Genomic DNA, 20,449 nt, shown 5'->3' on the forward strand with positions numbered 1-20,449 from the left:
TCCCTCACTCTCCTGCTTCCGACATTCTGGCAACAGACGCCGCAGTGTGCTGTGTAACAACCGTGGGCGTCAGCCTGCCATGAAGCCCGGGGGTCGTGGCCCCCGACTCCACTCTAGTTGCCGGGGGGTACTGCCGCCGCCAGTCCACCCTATTGGCGACCGGCGTCAGCACGGTCATTCACTCATAACGTGAGCGTTGCATGATTCGTTTCCGACAAGGTTTTGCCCTCAGCGAACAGATGAAAACATGGCAACCCGAGCGGCCGTGCACAGATCTCGGCCCACCACGGTCACCGCACCGCTGCTCGCCCTCGCTTGGCGGCTCGTGGCGGCACGACTGTTCGGCGCGGGGTCGACCTGGCGGATCGGCGAGCGGATGGGTCACCGGCGGGTCTGGCGCTCCCTTCCACCCTACGGGAACCGACCCGTCGACGGTGGGGCGCAGGCGTCCGGCAGCGCGCGGTCGCCGGCCCGCCGCGCGCGGTCCCGGCCGCGGGCAGGCCGTGACCGTCAGCGCTTGCCCACCACGTCGAGCGGTGCGGCCGCCGTGTCGTGCCTGCCCTCGCGCCATGGCAAACCGAACGCGACCAGCAGCGCACCGGCTCCGGTCGCGATCGCCGCCGTCATCGACGTCCAGAAGATCGCGCCGGAGAACGCCTCGCGCACCGCGTCGTATGCCTGCTCCCGCAGCGCGGGGATCGGGATCCGCCGGGCCACCTCCAAGCCACCGACCACCGAGGACACCGCGGCCTCGGCCGCTTCCTGCGGCAGGCCGGAGCCCTCCACCCGCGGCCGGATCGCCGACGAATAGTTCGAGGCCAGCACCGACCCGATGACCGCGACGCCGAGCGCGCCGCCGATCTCGCGGGTCGTGTCGTTGATCGCGGCGCCGACGCCCATGTCCGCCTCGGCGAGGTTGGACATCAGCAATTCGGTGGCAGGGCCCTGCACCAGGCCGAGTCCCGCGCCCATCACCAGCGTCACCGGCAGGATCACGCCGACGTAAGAGGTGTACTCGTCCGAGTAGGCGGCCACGATGAACCCGCCGCAGAAAATGGCCAGACCGAGCACCACCGGGGCGGCGGTGCCGAAGCGGCGGCCTGCCCACATGCCCACCGGTGCGGTCAGTGCGACGCCGAGCGCGTACGGCAGCGCCCGCACACCGGTCTCCAGCGTCGAATATCCGCGTATCGCTTGGAAATACAGTGTGAAGAAGAACACGAAACCGAACAGCGCGAAGAACGCCACCGAGATCGCCGCGGCCGGGATGGCGAAGCGGCGGTGGGTGAACAGGCGCACGTCGAGCAGCGGATACGGCACCCGCAGCTGCCACCAGACGAAGGCGGCCAGCGCGAGCACCGCGCCCGCGCCACCGGCCAGCGTCACCGGAGCGGCCCAGCCGTGCCGCGGCGCCTCGATGATCGACCAGACGAGCAAACTCACGCCGAGCACCGAAAGCCCGAGTCCGAGCACATCGAGCCGAGACGGGTTGTCCGCCTTGGCTTCCGGAACCCACAGGACGGTGCCGGCGAAGGCCAGCACGGCCACCGGCACGTTGATCCAGAACACCGAATGCCAGCTGAAATGCGCCAGCAGCCAGCCGCTGACCAGCGGCCCGCACGCGATCGCGATGCCCGCCACCCCGGCCCACAGCCCCACCGCGATCGAACGTTCCCGCTTCTCCGTGAACAAGACGGTGACCAGCGCGAGCGTCGCAGGGAACACCGCCGCGGCGAAGACACCGAGCACCGCTCTGGCCGCGATGAGCGCCCCGAGCGAGTCCACCGAGGCCGCGATCGCCGAAACGACCCCGAAGCCGGCCATGCCGATGAACAGCACCAGCCTGCGTCCGTATCGATCTCCCAAATTTCCTGCGGCCAGCAGGAATCCGGCGAAGGTCAGGGTGTAGGCGTCGACCGACCATTGCAGCCCGCTCACGCCGGCGCCCAACTCCCGGCTCAGCGTCGGCAAGGCGATGTTGATGATCGTGTTGTCGATCACCACGAGCACCTCGGCCAGGCAGAGCACCGCCAGGCCGAGGTAGCGGGTCCTCACCTAGCGGCTGCCTTGACGAGCACCGTGTCGAGCACGCTGTCCGGCAGCAGGCGCGAGGCGAAAGTCGCTGCCCACGAGTCGATGCCGACCCGGTAGCGCACCTTGGGACGCTGCGCGGTCATCGCGTGCGCCACCGCGGCGGCGAACTGGTCCGGCTTGGTGCGGCTGGCTTTCGCGCGGCGCTCGTTCATCGCGACGAACGCGGTGAACGGCTTCCGGTAGACGGCCGCGATCTCGGGCGCGGACTCGCCCAGGATGCGTTCGGCGGTGTCGGAGACCTTGTCCCAGATCGGCGTGAGAATGGCGCCCGGCTCGATCACCGACACACTCACCGACTGCGCGGTGAGCTCCCGGCGCAGCGAATCGGACAGGCCCTCTTTGGCGAATTGCGAGGTGGCGTAGACGCCCAGGAACGGCGAGGCAACCCGCCCGACACCGGAGCTGACATTGACGATCCGGCCCACCGGGCCGCCCGCCGACCGGCCCGCGCGCAGCAGCGGCAAGAAAGCCTGCGCCATCGCCATCGCGCCCACCACGTTCACCTCGAGCTGATAGCGCAGATCGTCCGCGGAAACGCATTCCAGCGGGGCCGAGACGCACACGCCCGCATTGTTCACCAAGCCCAGCAGCCCTTGTTCACCACACGTTTCGGCGACTTTTTCCCGGGCCGCCGAAATCGCCGCCGCCGAGGTGACATCCAGTTCGAGCGGGATCAGGTGTTCGGATTCGTTTGCCAAATCTTTCGCAGCTTCTTTCGATCGCACACCGGCGAAAACTGTGAAACCGCTGCGTGCGAGATGAATTGCGGCGGCCCGCCCCAAACCGGACGACGCCCCGGTCAGTACGACGGCACCACGCGCTGTTCGATCACTGGGTTGCATATCCACCTCATCTACGTCAAACCATCTGCCGCCCAACGTGAAACAAGTCACGATCCCGAGTCTCGGGGCTTGCTACGCACGGGCACCACCCGCCAAGGTATGCATAACGGTGGGGTGCCGCAAACTGGGCAGCAAATGTGCGCAATGGGGCGTGGGGCGGGGACGGCGCTGCCCGAATTTCTCGTGGCAACACCGGCTTTCGTGCAGATGGGACGCATTTTCGCGGCCGGTTTGTGCAGTGCGCCAAATGCTAGAGAGGCTTCGATGATCGACCGTTCCCATTCGTCCCTCCCCCCGACGAAAAGCTGGCCGCTGACCGCTTATCAGCGCGACATCATGGCCATCGCCTCGCGGCACCCGGATCTCCCGATTGTCCAGGCGGCAGGCTACAGCCATATCGAGCAGCCGGTCGATATCGCGCGGATCACTCGCTGCATCGAACTCGCATATCTCCGCAACGACGCACTGCGACTGCGTATCACGACCGTCGACGGCGAACTCCGGCAACATCTCAGCGACGACCCGCCCGAGGTGGAGGTGCTGGACTTCAGCACCGCGCCCGATCCCGAGCAGGCCTGCCAGGAGTGGATGCTGGCCGCCAATCGCCGTGTCGTGTCGGCCGACAGCCAGATGCTCCGCTTCGCCGTCCTGGTCGACGGCCCCGACTCGTTCTACCTCTTCGGCCGGATGCATCACGCCGGCGGCGACGGCTGGGCGCTGAATATCGTTACCGGACAGATCATTACCGAGTACGAGAGCGAGGCACCGACCGATACGCTGCCGCTCTACCAGATGCCGTCGTACCTCACCTACGCCGAGCGGACGGCCGAGTATCAGGCCGCGCCGGGCTGGGCCGCCGATCGCGACTGGTACGTCGACTATCTGGCCGATGTACGGCCCGCACTGTTCCCCAGGACCGCGACACTGGACACCGTCGAGCGGGGCATGCACTCGCTGCGGCTCGACCGCGAACTGGTGAACGGGCTACGCGCAACGGGTATTTCGCTGTTCTCGGTGACCTCCGCGGCGATCGCCGCCTATCTGGCCATGACGCACCGGACCGACGAGGTGGTGCTGGGCGTGCCGATGCTGAACCGGAACACACCTGAGGAGATGCTCACTGTCGGCGATTTCACCAATGTGGCGCCGCTGCGGGTGCGGCTGACGGACGCGCCGACGCTGCTGCAGGTGGCCGCGCAGATCGCCGCCGATGTCCGAGAACTGAAGAAGCGCCAGGGTTTTCCGTACGGTGACATCGTGCGCGCGCTCGCCGAGCGGCACGCCATGGTGCCGACGCTGTTCGACGTGACGTACTCCTACAACCGGATGCCCTCCGCCGACCATATCGAGCGGCTGATGGAACGCTCCAAGTTCTTCTCTGCGGGTACCGTCGCCGAGGCGGTGAATATCGTTGCGGTGGAACACGAACGGGACGGCACCGTGGATCTGCACGTCTTCGACTCCTGGGACGTGTTCGACGAGAACTTCCCGATCACGGCCGCCATCCGGCAGGTCGGCGGGCTGCTCCGCGCGGCGCTGGCTGCGCCGGACGCGCCGATCGCCGAGTTGGACTGGCTGCCACGACCCGATCTCGCCGCGCTGGAAGCCTTCGAGCACGGGCCCGACGCCGAGTTTCCCGACACCACGCTGGATCAGCTGTTCGCCGCGCAGGCGGCACGTACCCCCGATGCCACCGCGGTGCTCTCCGACACCGGCACACTGACTTTCGGGCAATTGCGCGACAAGGCGGACCGGCTGGCCGCCGAACTGCTCCGACGCGGGGTACAGCGTGACGAGCGTATTCCGATCGTGCTGCCCCGCTCCCCCGAACTGCTGATCGCGATCCAGGGCGTGCTGCGCGCGGGCGCCGCCTACGTGCCGATCGATCCCGGCTACCCGGCCGACCGGATCGCCATGGTCATCGCGGAGAGCGGCGCGCGGTTCGTCATCACCACACCCGACCTGGACGAGACGGCGACACCGGAGCCGGTCCGCCGGATCCCGGTGGACCAGCAGCCCGCGGCTCTCACCGAATCGACCACCGCCCCAGCAGATCTCGCGTACGTGATCTTCACCTCCGGGTCCACCGGCAAGCCCAAGGGCGTCATGGTCGAGCACCGCTCGGTGGTGAACCGGCTGACCTGGATGCAGCGGCGGTATCCGCTGGACGCGACCGATGTGATCCTGCAGAAGACCCCGGCCACCTTCGACGTTTCGGTGTGGGAACTGCTGTGGTGGTCGATGACCGGCGCCAAGGTGGCGCTGCTCGGCCCGGACGGCGAACGCGATCCCCGCCGGATCATCGACGCCATCGCGGCACACGGCGTCACGGTGCTGCACTTCGTACCGTCCATGCTCGGTCCGTTCCTGGCCGAGCTGAGTGCCGATCCCGCTGCGCTCCAGCGTGTTTCGACCCTGCGCCGGGTGTTCTGCAGCGGTGAGGCGCTGCCGGCCGAGCTGGTGTCGCGCTTCGCGCAGGTGTTCGCCGGGACCACGCGGGCACCTCAGCTGGTCAATCTCTACGGCCCGACCGAAGCGACCATCGACGTCTCGTACTTCGATTGCCCGGCCGACCCGGCGGCGCTGACGGTCGTGCCGATCGGCCGCCCGATCGAGAACATCTCGCTTTCGATCCGCGACACCGCGGGCAACCGCGTCCCGGCGGGCGTGCCGGGCGAGCTGAACATCGCGGGTGTCGGGGTCGCCCGCGGGTACCTCGACCAACCGGAACTCACCGCGGCGGCGTTCGTCCCGGACCAGGCGGCGCCGGGCGGGCGGCGGTACCGGACCGGCGATATCGCCCGCTGGCGCGCCGACGGCACCATCGAATACCTGGGCCGCACCGATGATCAGGTGAAGATCCGCGGCAACCGGGTGACCCTCGGCGAGGTCGAGAACCAGCTGCTCGGCGCACCCGGTGTGCGAGCCGCCGCCGTGCTCGACCGCCCCTCGGACACGCACGGCGCGTACCTGGTCGGCTATTTCGTCGCGGCGCAGCCGGGTAGCGCGAGCGCGGACACCGTGGCCGCGCATCTGGCCGCCCGTCTGCCCGGTTACCTGGTGCCGAGCCGTTTCATCGAACTCGACGCCATTCCGCTCACCGCGAACGGTAAGGCGGATCGCCGCGCGCTGGTCGCTGCCGAGGCCGCCGCGCGCGGTGCGGGTGCCGGGCAGCCGCGCAACGCCACCGAGGCGGCGCTCGTCGAGATCTGCGCGCAGGTGCTCGGCACCCCGATCGGGGTGCACGACAACTTCTTCACCCACGGTGGTGACTCGATTCTGGCGCTCGCGCTGCGCACGGCCGCCGAACAGCGTGGCCTCTATCTGGACGTGGACCTGCTGTTCGCCACGCCGACCATCGCCGAACTCGCCGCGCAGGTGACCGCGGCGCCGCCGGCCGAAGCCGATCAGGTGACCGAGCCGTTCGCGCTGCTGCCCCTGGTCGATCGGGCGGCGCTGCACGCCGCGGCGGACGCGTTCCCGGCGACCTCGCTGCAGCTCGGCATGCTCTTCCACGCCGCGGAGCGCGCCGATTCCACGCTCTACAAGGATGTCTTCCGATACCGGCTCGTAATGCCGTGGCAGGAGGACCGGTTCCGCGCCGCCTTCGATCGGCTGGTCCACCGCCAGCCCGCGCTCCGCTCCGCGTTCGACCTGACCGGATACTCGGTCCCGCTGCAGATCGTGCGCCACCGCGTCGAGGACGCCCTGTCGGTGGCGTCGGCCGACGATGCGGCGCAGATCGACGAATACGTCGAGCAGCGCAGGCATTTCGCTTACGACATCCGCAGCGCGCCGCTGTTCCACCTGCGCGTCTACCACGCGGGCGAGCGGGTGGAGCTGGTGCTCAGCTTCCACCACGCCATCCTGGACGGCTGGAGCGTGGCCGGCCTGATGCGCAGCCTGCTGCAGGATTATCTGAGCCACATAGGTTTTGCGTTGCCGGACGTCGCGGCGGATCCGTTGCCGACCACGGTGCTCGCCGAGTACGCGCAGATCGAACAGCAGGCAGCCGACGATCCGGCACACCGGGCCTACTGGCACGAGTTCCTGGACCACGCGAACCCGACCGCGCTGCCGTCGCTGTGGCAGCACCTGCCGGACGACGGCCCCGCCGTCCGTCCGCAGACCACCCTGCTGTTGCCGCGCGGATTGCAAGCCGCCGCACAACGTTTCAGTACCGAGCACCAGGTCCCGCTGAAATCGCTGTTCCTGGCCGCGCACTGCCTCGCCCTGCGGGCGCTGACCGGGCAGGACGACGTCACCACCGGCGTGATCGGGCACGGCAGGCCCGGCCGGGCGGACGCGGAATCCATTGCGGGGCTGTTCCTCAACACGCTGCCGATGCGACTCGACGACACCGCGGCGACGTGGTTCGACGCCGTGGATCAGGTGGCGCGGCGCGAGCGCGAGAGCTACCCCCATCGGCGCTATCCGCTGCGGTCGATCCTCGCCGATCGCGGGGCCCCGGTGTTCGAGACGGCGTTCAACTTCGTCAACTACCACGTCTTCAGCGCGGTCACGGCGGTCGACGGCCTGGAGTTCCTCGGCTTCGACGCACGCGAGGAGACCAATTTCCCGGTGCTGCTCACCGTGGCCACCGATCCGCGCGACGGCCGGATGCTGGTCCGGGTGGACGGCGACACCTCGCTCACCGAGCAGCAGTGCACGGCGCTCGCTACCGCGTGCCTGCGGCTGCTCAGTTGCATTGTGGCCGAACCACATGCGGCGATCGATGTCGGCGCCGACCGTGCCAATGCCCGAGATCTGGCCCAGCTGATCGCGGATCAGGCTGCCCGGCAGCCGGATTCGATCGCCATCCGGGCACAGTCGCAGGCCTGGACCTACGACGAGCTCGCGTTCCGCGTCGAGGTGATCGCCGGCAAGCTGGCCGCGCTCGGCCTACCGCCGCAGGCTCGGATCGGCGTGCTGATGCAGCGCAGACCGGAACTGATCGCCACCGTGCTCGCGATCGCCAAGGTGGGCGCGGTCTGTGTGCCGCTGGACGTGAACTATCCGCAACAGCGGTTGCGCTCGATGATCGAGCGCAGCACGCCGGCCCGGATCGTCGCCGACGCCGAATACGTCGACCTGGTCCCGGATCCGGGATTGCTGCTCGCCGCCGCCACGCTCACCGACGGCACCGGCGAGCCCGCGGGCCCGCTCCCGGTGGTGGCGCCGGACGCCCCCGCCTACGTGCTGTTCACCTCCGGCTCCACCGGCGAGCCGAAGGGGGTGGTGATGCCGCACCGCGCGCTGGCCAACCTGGTCGAGTGGCAGAACAGCGCGGAGTCCGGCACCCGGGCGATGAGCACCATGCAGTACGCGCCGCTGAGCTTCGACGTCTCGTTCCAGGAGATCTTCGCGACGCTCACCGCGGGCGGTCTACTGCGCCTCGCCGACGCCGCGCATCGCTCCGATCTGACGGCGCTGCTCGACACCGTGATCACCGAGCGGGTGCAACGGCTGTTCCTGCCGTTCGTGGCGTTGCAGGCGTTCGCGGAGGCCGCGATCGCGACCGGCCGCTACCCGACCGACCTGGCGGTGATCGTCTCCTCCGGTGAGCAGTTGCGGATCACCCCCGAGATCCAGAAGTTGCTGGCCGCGATCCCCGGAGTGCTGCTGGAGAATCAGTACGGCCCCACCGAAACCCACGTCGCACTCAGCTATTCGATGCAGGGCGCACCGGACCGGTTCCCCGCGTTGCCGCCGATCGGACGTCCCATCGCCGGGGCCGAGGCCCACCTGCTCGATCATCGGCTGCGGCCGGTGCCGACCGGTATCGAGGGCGAGATCTATCTGGGCGGTGCGGCCCTCGCCTCCGGGTACGAGCGGCGTGGCGATCTGACCGCGCTGCGCTTCGTGCCCGCCGGGCCGAACGGCGAGATCCTCTACCGCACCGGCGATCTCGGGGTACGCCTGGCCTCCGGCGATGTGGTGTGCCGGGGCCGGGCGGACAGCCAGGTGAAGATTCGTGGTTTCCGGGTGGAACCGGCCGAGGTGGAGTTGCAGATCGCCGCGCTGGCGGCGGAATTCCCGGGCATCGCCGAAACCGCGGTGGTGGCACGGGAGTTCGGCGGTATCGACGCGGTCCTGACCGCCTTCCTCGTCGGAGACGAACTCGGCACGGAAGTCGCGGCGCTGACCGACCGGCTGCGTACCGTGCTCCCGGCGCATCTGGTGCCGGCCCAATTCGCCTGGCTCGACGAACTGCCGAAGACGCCGAGCGGCAAACGCGACGACAGGGCGTTGCGGGAAATGCGGCTCGACTTCGCCGCGGACACCCCCGAGTACCTCGCACCGCGCGACGAGGTGGAGGCCGCCGTCGCGGCGATCATGGCCGAATTCGCCGGTATCCCCGCCATCGGCGCCGATCAGAACTTCTTCGCCGCGGGCGGCACCTCGGTCGGCGCCATGCGCGTGGTACTGAGCCTGAATCGGCGGTGGGACACCGAGATTCCGCTGGACACGTTCGTGAGCACGCCGACCGCGGCGGCGCTCGCCGCGATCGTGCGCAATGACGGACGCCGGGCCTTCGATCCGTTGGTCACCCTGCGGGCCGACGGCGCGGGCGCACCGCTTTTCCTGGTGCACCCGATCGGCGGAAACGTCCTGTGCTACTTGGCTTTGACGAAGCACCTCCCCGCGGATCGCCCGGTGTACGCGTTGCAGGCGGCGGGTGCGGACATCGGTAGCGAGCCGATCCGGTCGATGGAGGAGATGGCCGCCTCGTATCTCGCGGCGATCCGGCGCGTCCGTCCCGACGGGCCGTATCACGTCGCCGGATGGTCGTTCGGCGGCTATGTCGCGCTCGAAATCGCCAGGCAGCTACCGAAATCCGAGGTCGCCAGCGTCACGCTGCTCGACACCATCGCGTTGCGGCCGGGTGAGCGCGCGCCGATCAAGAAGCAGGCGCAGATGAAGTGGTTCTTCCTGGAACTGCTCTGGTACGCCCGCGGGGCGGCGGCCGCGGAGTTCGAGTTCGACGAGGACATCGAGGACACCGACGAGCTGTTCGATCGAATGCTGACCGAGGCGATCGCCGTCGGCATCCTGCCGCCGGGCAGCTCCGCCCGCTCGATCCGCCGACTCTACGACGTCTTCGAGGCCAATTCCGCTGCGGCGCGGGACTACCGGCTCGAACCGCTCGACCGGGACGTCACGCTCCTGCGCGCGGAACAGGGCTTGCCGCCCGGTGTGGACATCGCGCACCAGATCGTCGGCACCATGTTCGACAGCGATTCCAACGGCTGGGCGGACTACATCGAGGGCGCGCTCGAGGTCGTATCGATCCCCGGCGATCACCTGAACATGATGATCGACCCGCATGTGCGGACGCTGGCCGAGAAGCTCTCGGCCAGCCTCGACACGGCGGAATCTGCTACGAGTACGGCAAGGCGGTAGGACGAATGGGAACAACGAAAGCGATTGTGCTCGGGGCGGGTATCGGCGGACTGACCGCCGCTGTCGCGCTACGCCGGGTCGGCGTCGAGGTCGAGCTCTACGAGGCGGCGACCGAGCAGCGCAAGACCGGCACCGGGCTCGGGCTCGCACCGAACGCGACGGCCGTGCTCGCCGCGCTCGACCTCGACATCACCACCGTCGGGCAACCCCTGCGGACCTTCGAACTGCGGACCGCGGCCGGAAAACCGCTGCGCGAGTTGCCGATCGCGGCGATCACCGCCGAACTCGGCCATCCGGTGGTCAGCATCCACCGCAACGAGCTGATCGAGACGCTGCAGGCCGCGGGTGGGCCGCATCCGATCACTTACGGCGCCAAGGCAACCGGGTACACGGTGCGTGCGGACGGCGGTGTCGAGGTGGCGTTCGCCGACGGGCGGGTGGCCACCGGTGACCTGCTGATCGGCGCGGACGGCATCCGGTCGACTGTGCGGGCCCAGTTGCAGGGCGAGCAGCCGGTGAGCGAGTACGGCTACCTGTGCTGGCTGGCGATCATCCCGTTCCGGCATCCGCGGATGACCGAGGGGTACGCGGGCCACTACTGGGGACCGGGCCAGCGCTTCGGGCTCATCGACATCGGCGGTGGCCGCGCGTACTGGTGGGGCACCAAGAACATGCCCGCCGCACAAGCTCGCGAGTGGCAGGGCGGCAAGGACGAGATCGTGGCCGCGTTCGCGGGCTGGGCGCCGGAGGTGCGCCAGGCCATCGCGGAGACCGATCCGGCGGCGATCGTGGCGGTACCCGCCCAGGACCGGCCGTTCTCGGACCGGTGGGGCGAGGGACCGGTGACGCTGCTCGGCGATGCCGCGCACCCGATGCTCACCAGTCTCAGCCAGGGCGCGGGTTCCGCCATCGAGGACGGCTACGTGCTTGCCCAGTCCCTGGCGGGTGCCACCGATATCGTTGCGGCGCTGCGTGATTACGAGACCAAGCGTGTTCCCCGGACGAAACAGCTGGTCGCCGATTCGCGGCGGCTGAGCATGACCGAGCAGCTGGCCAACCCGGTGGCGGTGGGTGCCCGGGATCTGGTGCTGCGCTACGCCCCCGCCTCGGTCGTCAAACGCGTGAACATGGAACCGATGCGCTTCACCGTCGACCCATTGCCCGCGCGCGTGCAAGGCAGCGTGGACTGATGCCCGGCCCACTGTCGCGCCCGCTGAGCCCGATCGAACGCTGGTACTGGATTCTCGACCAGGTCTCGCCGCTGAACGTGATCTCCCGGGTCCGGGTGCACGGCGCGCTCGACGCCACGCTGCTGCGCGCCGCGGCCGACGCGCTGGCCGCCAGGCACCCGTTCCTGCGCGTCGCCATCGCGGCCGACGCCGACGGCACCGACCCGAGATTCGTCCCGACCGCCGCGCGGATCGAGGTGCGCACGATCGCCGGTGACGACGCGACCTGGACCCACGAGGTCGATCAGGTCGAACTCGCGACCGGCACGGACTGGGCGAGCGGCCCGCTGGCGCGCGTGCTGCACATCGATCTGGGTGCGGACCACGATGTGGTGCTGGTGGTGTCCCATGTCATCGCGGACGGCACGTCGGCACTGCGCCTGCTCCAGGACCTGGTGACCTATGCCGAAGCCGCACAGCGTGATCCGGCTCCCGTCACGAGCCTGGCCACGTTCGATCCGCCGGAAGCGCGGCTGCCCAAGAAGTTCCGGGGTGCGATCGGCGCGGCACGATCGATGCGGGTCGCGCTCGCCGAGGAACTGCGGATGACCGCGGCCCGGCCGAAGCGGCTGGAAGCGCAAGCGGCCGTGGAGCCTTCGCGGCGTCGCACCCGGTTCCTCCGACGGGAACTGAACGGCGACGAACTCGACCGGCTGGCCGGCACGTGCCGGGCCAAAGGCGTGTCAGTGCACGGTGCGCTGAGCGCCGCGTTGGCGGCCGCGATCGGGGAACAGATGACCCCGGGCCGAGCGGGCAAACTGGCCATCGGCTCACCGGTCGATTTCCGCGGCGAGTTACAGCCGCCCGTCGGGGCGGACGAAGCGGGCGCCTATGTGTGCACGCTGCCGACGGTGCTGCCCTACGGACCCGCCGTGGACTTCTGGGACGTCGCCGCGCAGACCAACCAGGACCTGCGCGAACGCTCCGCCGCGAGCCAGCATTTCGCGCTGGTCGCGATGCTCGGCGTGGTCACGCCGAAGTCGTTGGGGCACAGCAGCAAGACCATGAAGATGGCCGAACAGCGCGGGCCGGGCAATATCTGCCTGTCCAATATCGGCCGGTTCGACTTCCCCGGCCGCGTCGGCGGGTGGACCGTCTCCGGCGCCCAGTTCATCGCCGGTATCTCGATGAGCGGGTACTACGTGGGAACGGTGAATTCCAGTCACGGGCAGCTGTTCTGGAACTTCACCTATATCGAGGAAATCGTCTCCGAGCAGCGGGCGGTGCGCATCGCCGACGACGCGCTGGACCTGCTCCGCAAGGCGATCGCCTGACCGGTGCGCACGCTGCCCGCTCGAGTCGAGCGGGCAGCGGTACGCCCTATCCCGTGAACGGCGGGATGAATTCGCACGGCACCGGACCGGGGTGGGCCGGGTCCAGCGCGTTCAGCACGTATGCCGCCGCGCGGGGACTGCCCGCGACACCGGCGTGCTCGGAGTAGTCGTCCGAACACCCCTGCTGCACCACGATATTCGTAGCATTCGGCCCCGGTACCAGTCCGGCGGTGTACGGCACCACGATCTCGTCGTAGCGGGTCGCGATATTGGTGTAGGTGACGCTGGGGTGGTAGACGCCGTCTGCGTTCAGTGCCAGCAGGAAGTCCGAGTCACGCACCGCCTGACGGCAGGCCTGGCACAGGGATCCGACCATGACATCGAACGCGGGCCCGGCGCCCAGGCGCTTGCTGAAGGCCGCGATATCCCCGGTGGCGAGCACATTCGAACCGAGCCACGGCGGCGCGAGGGCGACCAGCTTGTCGACCTTGTCCGCACCGCCGAGCCGCTTGACGTAGTAGTTGCCGATGAGGTTGCCCTGCGAGTGCCCGATGATGTCGACCCGCTGCGCACCGGTGGCGGCGAGCACCCGGTCGACGAAGGCGGCGAACTGCGGTCCGCTCTGTTCGATCGGCAGCATCCCGCCGATGGCCGAGATCGGCCACGGCAGGTCGTAGGCGCCGAAGGTGAGTGAATACACGCAGTAGCCCTGATTGGCCAGCAGCGGGGCGTACACGCCCCAATTCGTCTGCGCGCCACCGCCGGTGCCGTGCGCCAGGACGACCGGGTTGGGGTGCGCGGCGCTCGGGCGGCAGGACCAGTCGTTGCTGCCGGGCAGCGAACCGCCGTGATGCAGCAGCTCGTTCGGGATACCCGCGAAGAAGTTGTAGTCGACCGGGTAGTCGGCTCGCGCGGGGCTCGCGGTGACCGTACACAGCGCGGCGAGCAGGACGACGAGCAGGGAAAAACCGGGAATGTGCCGCACGGAGGCCTCCAGATCTAGAACGTGTTACAGAAAGTACCGCAGGAGGTGTCTCAGTCGGGGCGAGTCGCGAAAGTTGGTGCGACCCGGTGCGGGCCGCCGAAACGTTGTGGTCGAGCCGGCGCGGCGACAACGGCGAGCTCGCCGAACGGCAGGCCGAGCCGGTCCGGCACGCAGAGCGGTTGCCGCCGAGGCGCTTCGCGGCACCCGACGACAACGTCCCCGCCGGACCTGAGGTCGAGCGGGGACGGGGGTCATCGAATCTGTTGCGGCGGTTGCCCTCAGCCCTGGCGGTAGGCCGCGACACCGGGCTGGCCGGGGAACTGTCCCTGCGCCGCCTGCGGTCCGGTCGCGGCGGGACCTGCCGCAGCGTTCGCCTTGCCGTGCTGACTGCCCGCGACGAACAGCGCGCCGCACAGCACCAGGAAGGCCAGCGTGTGCAGCACCGCGCGGACGATGTTCCAGCGGACCCAGACGGATTCGAAATCGGCCCGCACAGCGGCCAGATCGGCGATCTGGGAGACGTCGCCGGCGGCGGCGAGTTGATTGTTCAGCGGCACGTTCAGGCCGGAGGTGACCGCGAAGGCAATCACGTTGATCACCAGGCCGACACCGATCCAGAGCAATACGGTGCGCTGTTCCTTGCCCAGGTGCAGCAGCGCCGCGAGGATCGAGAAGCCGACGGTGCCGAGGAACCCGATCATGAAGACCGGATTGATGATGACCACGTTGATCTTCTGCATCACGTCGATCATCGTGCGGTCGTCGGTGCGGTGCAGCGCGGGCATCACCGAGTTCGCATACCCGTAGAACAGGCCTGCGATCAGGCCTGTGGCCAGCGTGGCCACCACCAGGGCGATGAGACGTGCGGCGGTCATTGTTCCTCCTGTGCGAAACCCGGCCGGAGCCCTCATCGCTCCGGTTGCCGGTTCTCAGTCAAGCCGGTTCGGACACGGCTATCCATGGCCGAGAAGCTCGGCCGGCTAAGCAATCGTCTACGGGAGTCTCACAGGTCGCGGTCGGAGATGAGGCCGCTTTGAATCGCCAGAAACGCCAGGCGGACCCGTTTCGCGTTCTGCGGCAGATCCTCCACCCCGAATTTGCCGAACAGCACCCGCAGATGGGTCTTGATCGCGTCGACGCTGAGGAACAGCTCCTCGGCGATCTGCTGGTTCGAGGCGGGGGTGGCGAAGGCCGCACCGTTCTTGTACGGGCGGCACAACGCGATCAGCACCGAACGCTGGGTATCGGTGAGCTGGCTGGTGGTGGGCGTGGAGCCGGTGGAGGTGCGGGTGATGTCGTCGGCCACGCCACCGAAATCGTGGAAGGACACCCGCGAGGTGCCGACCCGGATGACGTCCCCGGCCATCAGCCTGCGCCTGCCGACCAGTCGGTCGCCGTTGACGAAAGTGCCGTTGCGCGAAAGACCGTCGTCCACGATGGTCCACTGGGCGCCGAGATATTCGATCGCGGCGTGCAGGCGGGACACCTCGGCGTCCCAGGACAGAGCGAGGTCGGCCTGCGGGGAGCGGCCGATCGTGATGCGCTCCTGCTCGGGCGTCAGCATGAACTCCTGCTGCCGTCCCGTGTCATCTTGGAATCGCAAAAATGATCCGACGAATCCAGTCACTGCGCCGATACCTCGCCTCTCCATACCGCCAGTGACCGTTGCACGTTTCCATGGTGCCGTGTCCTGGAACTACGAGCAAGATCGAGCCGCGCGCCACGCCGGACCGCGTGTCCGCCGGCGCTGCGGCAATATCCGCTGCCTATGAACGACGACGGGACCGCAACCGTTAAATACAAGACCGCCGCCCCGACGTCGCACGATTCGCGGGGGCGGCGGTGTGAAAAATACGAAACTAACCCTTGGCGGCCTTGTTGTACGCGTCGGTGATGTCAGCGGAGATACGGCCTCGCGCGGACACCTTGTGCCCATTCCGACGTGCCCAATCACGAATTGCCGCGCTTTGTTCCCGGTCGATCGAGACCCGGCCCTTCGGGGCGCCCGTGGCGCCGGCTGCGGCCTTGACCCGGCGCCGGCCACTCACTCGGCGTGCGCTCGAAACCCACTCCTCCAGCCCGTCGCGCAGCTTCGCGGCATTTGCCGACGACAGGTCGATCTCGTACGACACACCGTCGATCGCGAACTCGATGGTCTCGTCCGCGATGGACTCACCATCGACATCGTCGATCAGGCTAACGGTGACCTTCTTTGCCATGAGATGAACGTCCTCTCGAAATCGTGCGACCCGCATACTAGGCCGATTACCCGAGGCAAGAATACCTCGAATTCCCAAATTTCCAAGACGAGGCCGAGATTTTGCAATCAGCTCGTCAGCGAGTGACCGGTCGCACAATTGGGAACAGTATTGTTTCCCGGATTCCGAGACCCGTCAACGCCATCAAGAGACGATCGATTCCCATACCGGTACCAGTGGTCGGCGGCATGCCGTGCTCCATCGCGGCGAGGAAGTCCTCGTCCAAGGCCATCGCCTCGTCGTCGCCCTGGGCGGCCAGCCGGGCTTGATCCACGAAGCGCTCGCGCTGGATCACCGGATCCACCAACTCCGAATAGCCAGTAGCCAACTCGAAGCCACGGACATACAGATCCCACTTCTCCGTGACGCCCGCGGTGGACCGATGTTGCCTGGTGAGCGGTGATGTCTCCACGGGGAAGTCACGCACGAAAGTCGGCGCGTACAGCTTGTCGCCGTACTGGTGTTCCCACAGTTCCTCGACAAGTTTGCCGTGCCCATAGCCCTTGTCCTCGGGAATTTCCAGACCGACCCGATCGGCAAGCGCGCGTAATTCGGCTATCGAAGTTTCCGGTGTCACGGAGACGCCGAGGGCGTCCGAGAGAGACGGGTACATCTCGACGGTCGCCCACTCACCGCGCAGGTCGTATTCGGTGCCGTCGGCGAGGGTCACCACCTGGGTGCCGAACACCTCCTGGGCGACTTCCTGCACCAATTCCCGGGTCATCCGCGCGGAGTCGTCGTAGGTTCCGTACGCCTGGTACGTTTCCAGCATCGCGAACTCGGGGGAATGCGTGGAGTCCGAACCCTCGTTGCGGAAGTTCCGGTTGATCTCGAAGACCTGCTCGAGTCCGCCGACCACACAGCGCTTCAGGAACAGTTCCGGCGCGATACGCAGGTAGAGATCGATATCCAAGGCATTGGAATGGGTGACGAACGGCCGGGCCGCCGCGCCGCCGTGCAGCGTCTGCAGCATCGGCGTCTCCACCTCGAGGAAACCGCGGCGCTCGAGCGCGTTACGCAGCGCACGCACCACCGCGATCCGGGTGCGCGCCATTTCCCGGGCCTCGGGTCGCACGATCAGATCGACATAGCGCTGCCGGACCCGCGACTCCTCGTTCATCTCCTTGTGCGCCACCGGCAACGGTCGCAGCGACTTGGCGGCCATGAACCAGGAATCGGCCATGACGCTCAATTCACCGGTTCGCGAAGAGATCACCTCGCCGTGCACGAAAACGAAGTCCCCGAGGTCCACATCGGCCTTCCAGGCCGCCAGCGCGTCCGCGCCGACACCGTTCAGGCTGATCATCGCCTGCAACTTGGTGCCGTCGCCCTCCTGCAGCGTCGCGAAACACAGTTTGCCGGTATTGCGCATGAATATGACGCGTCCGGCGACACCGGCCTGCAGGCCGGTCTGGGTGTCGGCGGCGAGATCGGGATATGCGGCGCGAATTTCGGCGAGGGTATGCGTCCGCGGCACCACCACGGGATACGCGTCACCGCCGGCCGCGAGCAACCGTTCCCGCTTCTCCTTGCGAATCCGGATCTGCTCGGGGGCGTCGTCGGCCTCGGGCGCCACGGCAGGCCGCGAATCCGATGCGGGATCGCCGGCTGGGGAAGTGTTGGCGGTGCTCACATCCAACAACCCTAGCGTGCATCGGAAATCGTTTTGCGGGCCGCCCGCCCCGGTACCGCGTCCGGCGAAGGTCCCGGCCACAGCACTAACGCGCGAGGTAACACCGGCGGCTTCGGAACAGGCCGGTGCGCCTGCCGGATTTGTGCGGTACCGCGCGGTCCGAAATAGCCGTCACGGTGCGGCGAGCTGCGAAAACTCGTGGCGGCCCGGATCTTTCGAGCTGGAAGCGATTACGCCGCAATTACAGCGAGGCGAGCGCGGCGACCTCACGGGCGAAGTGCGGCGCGCGCATTCCGATGTGCAGCAGACCCGCCGCCTTCAAGGCGTGGAAACCGCCGACCAAGTCGGTGGCCCGGCGCAATCCCAGTTGCTGCAGCGAGGCGGCGGCGAGACTGGACGTATAGCCCTCCGAGCACGCGATGATCCATTCGATCTCGTGATCGGTGGCCAGGGCCAGGCGCGCGGAACTCGACGGGTCGAGCCGCCATTCCAGCACATTCCGCTCGATCACCAGCGCGCCCGGCAGGGCGCCTTCGCGCACCCGCTGCGCCTGCGGCCGGATGTCGACCAGAATCGCGCCGCGGGCGAGGGCCTTCGGCAATTCGAAAGCGTAGATCCGGGTCAGTTGCGCCCGGGCGTTGTCGAGCATCTGATCGATAGTCAAATGTTCCATCACATATCACCTTCGGGCTGGTCGGTGAGAACGGTTCGGGAGCGCCGCAGGGTGCCGTGGCCGGTGACCTCGTAATAGGACATGGCGGTGAGCGGCGGCGAATACGCGTGCACGCTGAGCGTCGGTTCGAGCAGTGCCGGGTCCGCCGCTGCGGCGTCGGCGGTGCTGGTCACGGATTGGGCGGGGGCGCGCATCACATCGTGCACCCAGCCGATCGGAAACGACGCCTGATCGCCGGCGGTGAGGATGCGGCGGCGCAGTTCGGTGCCGTTCCAGCGAAATTCCGAAAGCGCGCCACTGAGCACGGTCAACGCACCCAGCGAGCCGGCGTGATCGTGCAATTCGGTGGATTTCCCCGGCGTCCAGCTGATCAGCCAGACATCCACCTCGTCGTCGGTGAGCAGCCGGGCCGCCCAGCGTTCATCGGCGGGCCAGACGCCATGCGCGGGAAGCAGATGGTCGTATCGACCGGACAGTACGTCTTCGGCGCCTTCGTCGGTCAACCGCAACAGGTCGGCGGGACGCAGCCGCGTCGGTAATGCGGAAGCCACGGCACGATCGAGCGGCGGGGTAGCCGAAAAGTCGTCACGTGCGGAGGAAAGGGAAAGAACAGAAGAACGCATGAGCGAATCTCCAGGAGTTGATGAACGGTCGAGGGCAGATGGTCAGCCTCGAACGGTCGAGGCCAGATCAGCCTCGACAACACTCCTGGGTGCGCACGCGGAAATACACAGCGGTGAGTGTATCAGTACCGGACGCGGACTCGGCAAGTCCGTTCCGGTGCGACGAATCCGACATCCCGGAACTCAGGCGGCACCCTTGCGGCGTTGGTTGCGCTCGTATACGAGACGCAAGCCGGTCAACGTCAGATAGGGGTCGTGATCTTCGATGGTTTCCGATTCCGGGACGATCAACGGCGCGCTCGGCCCGGTCGCCACCACCGCGACATCGTCGCCGGCGAAAGCCTCGAACTCGTCCCGAATCCGGTCCACCAGTCCGTCCACCATCCCGGCGAAACCGAAGACCGCCGCGGACTGCATGCATTCCATGCTGTTCTTGCCGACCACCGAACGCGGCCTGGTCAGCTCGACCCGGCGCATCGCGGTGCGTTCGACCACGGCCTCCATCGAAATCTCCACCCCGGGCGCGATGATGCCGCCGAGGAACTCGCCCTTACCCGACACGAGATCGACGCAGATGGCCGTGCCGAAATCGACGACGATCGTCGGCGACGAATAATGCTGATAGGCGGCCAGACAGTTCACGATCCGGTCCGCGCCCACCTCTTTCGGGTTGTCCACCAGCAGCGGAATGCCCGTGCGCACACCAGGTTCGACCAGCACGTGCGGCACATGCGCCCAATACTGGGTCAGCATGGTGCGCAGTTCCCGCAGCACCGGCGGCACCGTGGACAGCGCGGAAACTCCGATCACCTCGTCCAGCTGCGCGCCGATCAGGCCGCGCACCTGCATGGCGAATTCATCGGCGGTCAGTAACGGATTGGTATGGATCCGCCAGTGCCGCACCAGTTTCGAATGCGCGCCGCTGCCCGAGAAAAGCCCGAGAACGATATGGGTATTGCGGACGTCGATCGTCAGCAGCATCTCATGCCCGCCGGTTGCTCAGCCCGCGAAGGACAGGGATCGCGGCGAGGTCAATCCGGAACCCTCGGGCGCGTGCGCGGGGTCCGAACCGAGTTCTACCGGTCGATTGCGTTCGTCCACGAAAACTACCTTCGGGTCGTATTCCGCGATTTCCTGCTCATTCATCTGGCCGTAGGCGATCAGAATGACGAGATCGCCGGGGTGCACCAGATGAGCGGCGGCGCCGTTGATTCCGATCACGCCGGAACCGCGTTCACCCGCGATGACATAGGTCTCCAGGCGAGCGCCGTTGTCGATGTCGACGATGCAGACCTGCTCGCCCTCCAGCAGATCGGCGGCATCGAGCAGGTCCTGATCGACCGTGACCGAACCGACGTAGTGCAGGTCGGCGTGGGTCACCGTGGCGCGGTGGATCTTCGACTTCATCATGGTGCGCAGCATGGCGTCGCCCTT

14 protein-coding genes are annotated in these 20,449 nt (G+C 67.7%); 3 read left to right on the forward strand and 11 right to left on the reverse strand.

Annotated features, from left to right (window positions below):
- Window positions 1–510: 510 nt before the first annotated feature.
- A complete protein-coding gene (locus TY25_RS06525; RefSeq protein WP_042254896.1) occupies window positions 511–2,055 on the reverse strand; it encodes an MFS transporter in 1,545 nt (514 codons plus the stop codon).
- Window positions 2,052–2,936, reverse strand: coding sequence for an SDR family NAD(P)-dependent oxidoreductase (locus TY25_RS06530; protein WP_042254897.1), 885 nt, complete (start codon window positions 2,934–2,936; stop codon window positions 2,052–2,054). The genes TY25_RS06525 and TY25_RS06530 overlap by 4 nt, the downstream gene beginning before the upstream one ends.
- Before the next feature lie 264 nt (window positions 2,937–3,200).
- Between TY25_RS06530 and TY25_RS06535 the strand changes: the two genes are divergently transcribed.
- From TY25_RS06535 to TY25_RS06545, 3 genes are read left to right on the forward strand one after another with little or no spacing between them, the layout of a single operon-like run.
- Complete coding sequence (locus TY25_RS06535; protein WP_052382846.1) at window positions 3,201–10,340, forward strand: non-ribosomal peptide synthetase; 7,140 nt, start codon at window positions 3,201–3,203, stop codon at window positions 10,338–10,340.
- A gap of 5 nt (window positions 10,341–10,345) precedes the next feature.
- Window positions 10,346–11,530, forward strand: coding sequence for an FAD-dependent monooxygenase (locus tag TY25_RS06540; protein WP_042254899.1), 1,185 nt, complete (start codon window positions 10,346–10,348; stop codon window positions 11,528–11,530).
- Complete coding sequence (locus TY25_RS06545) at window positions 11,530–12,843, forward strand: phthiocerol/phthiodiolone dimycocerosyl transferase family protein (protein WP_042254900.1); 1,314 nt, start codon at window positions 11,530–11,532, stop codon at window positions 12,841–12,843. The genes TY25_RS06540 and TY25_RS06545 overlap by 1 nt, the downstream gene beginning before the upstream one ends.
- A 46-nt stretch (window positions 12,844–12,889) precedes the next feature.
- Here the strand turns inward: TY25_RS06545 and TY25_RS06550 are convergent, their stop codons facing one another.
- From TY25_RS06550 to panD, 9 genes are all read right to left on the reverse strand, one after another.
- A complete protein-coding gene (locus TY25_RS06550) occupies window positions 12,890–13,828 on the reverse strand; it encodes an esterase/lipase family protein (RefSeq protein WP_081868716.1) in 939 nt (312 codons plus the stop codon).
- Window positions 13,829–14,106: 278 nt separating this feature from the next.
- Window positions 14,107–14,703 carry an anthrone oxygenase family protein gene (locus TY25_RS06555; protein ID WP_042254903.1) on the reverse strand — a complete coding sequence of 199 codons (597 nt, stop codon included), beginning with the start codon at window positions 14,701–14,703 and terminating at the stop codon, window positions 14,107–14,109.
- A 128-nt stretch (window positions 14,704–14,831) separates the two neighbouring features.
- On the reverse strand, window positions 14,832–15,392 hold the full coding sequence (locus TY25_RS06560) for an FHA domain-containing protein (protein WP_014981283.1): 561 nt from the start codon (window positions 15,390–15,392) through the stop codon (window positions 14,832–14,834).
- Between the two features lie 295 nt (window positions 15,393–15,687).
- Window positions 15,688–16,047, reverse strand: a complete 360-nt coding sequence (locus TY25_RS06565) for a histone-like nucleoid-structuring protein Lsr2 (protein WP_042254909.1) — start codon at window positions 16,045–16,047, stop codon at window positions 15,688–15,690.
- A gap of 115 nt (window positions 16,048–16,162) precedes the next feature.
- Window positions 16,163–17,662: a lysine--tRNA ligase gene (gene lysS, locus TY25_RS06570; protein ID WP_042254912.1), complete on the reverse strand. Its 1,500-nt coding sequence runs from the start codon at window positions 17,660–17,662 to the stop codon at window positions 16,163–16,165.
- 298 nt (window positions 17,663–17,960) lie between these two features.
- Window positions 17,961–18,383, reverse strand: coding sequence for a rhodanese-like domain-containing protein (locus TY25_RS06575; RefSeq protein ID WP_029900679.1), 423 nt, complete (start codon window positions 18,381–18,383; stop codon window positions 17,961–17,963).
- 8 nt (window positions 18,384–18,391) lie between these two features.
- Window positions 18,392–19,015 carry a cysteine dioxygenase gene (locus TY25_RS06580; protein WP_088607060.1) on the reverse strand — a complete coding sequence of 208 codons (624 nt, stop codon included), beginning with the start codon at window positions 19,013–19,015 and terminating at the stop codon, window positions 18,392–18,394.
- Between the two features lie 183 nt (window positions 19,016–19,198).
- Window positions 19,199–19,996, reverse strand: a complete 798-nt coding sequence (locus TY25_RS06585) for a type III pantothenate kinase (RefSeq protein WP_029900681.1) — start codon at window positions 19,994–19,996, stop codon at window positions 19,199–19,201.
- Between the two features lie 18 nt (window positions 19,997–20,014).
- A complete protein-coding gene (gene panD / locus TY25_RS06590) occupies window positions 20,015–20,437 on the reverse strand; it encodes an aspartate 1-decarboxylase (protein WP_014981277.1) in 423 nt (140 codons plus the stop codon).
- Window positions 20,438–20,449: the final 12 nt, after the last annotated feature.

It is taken from the genome of Nocardia brasiliensis NBRC 14402 (assembly GCF_000308475.2).
Lineage (GTDB): Bacteria > Actinomycetota > Actinomycetes > Mycobacteriales > Mycobacteriaceae > Nocardia > Nocardia brasiliensis.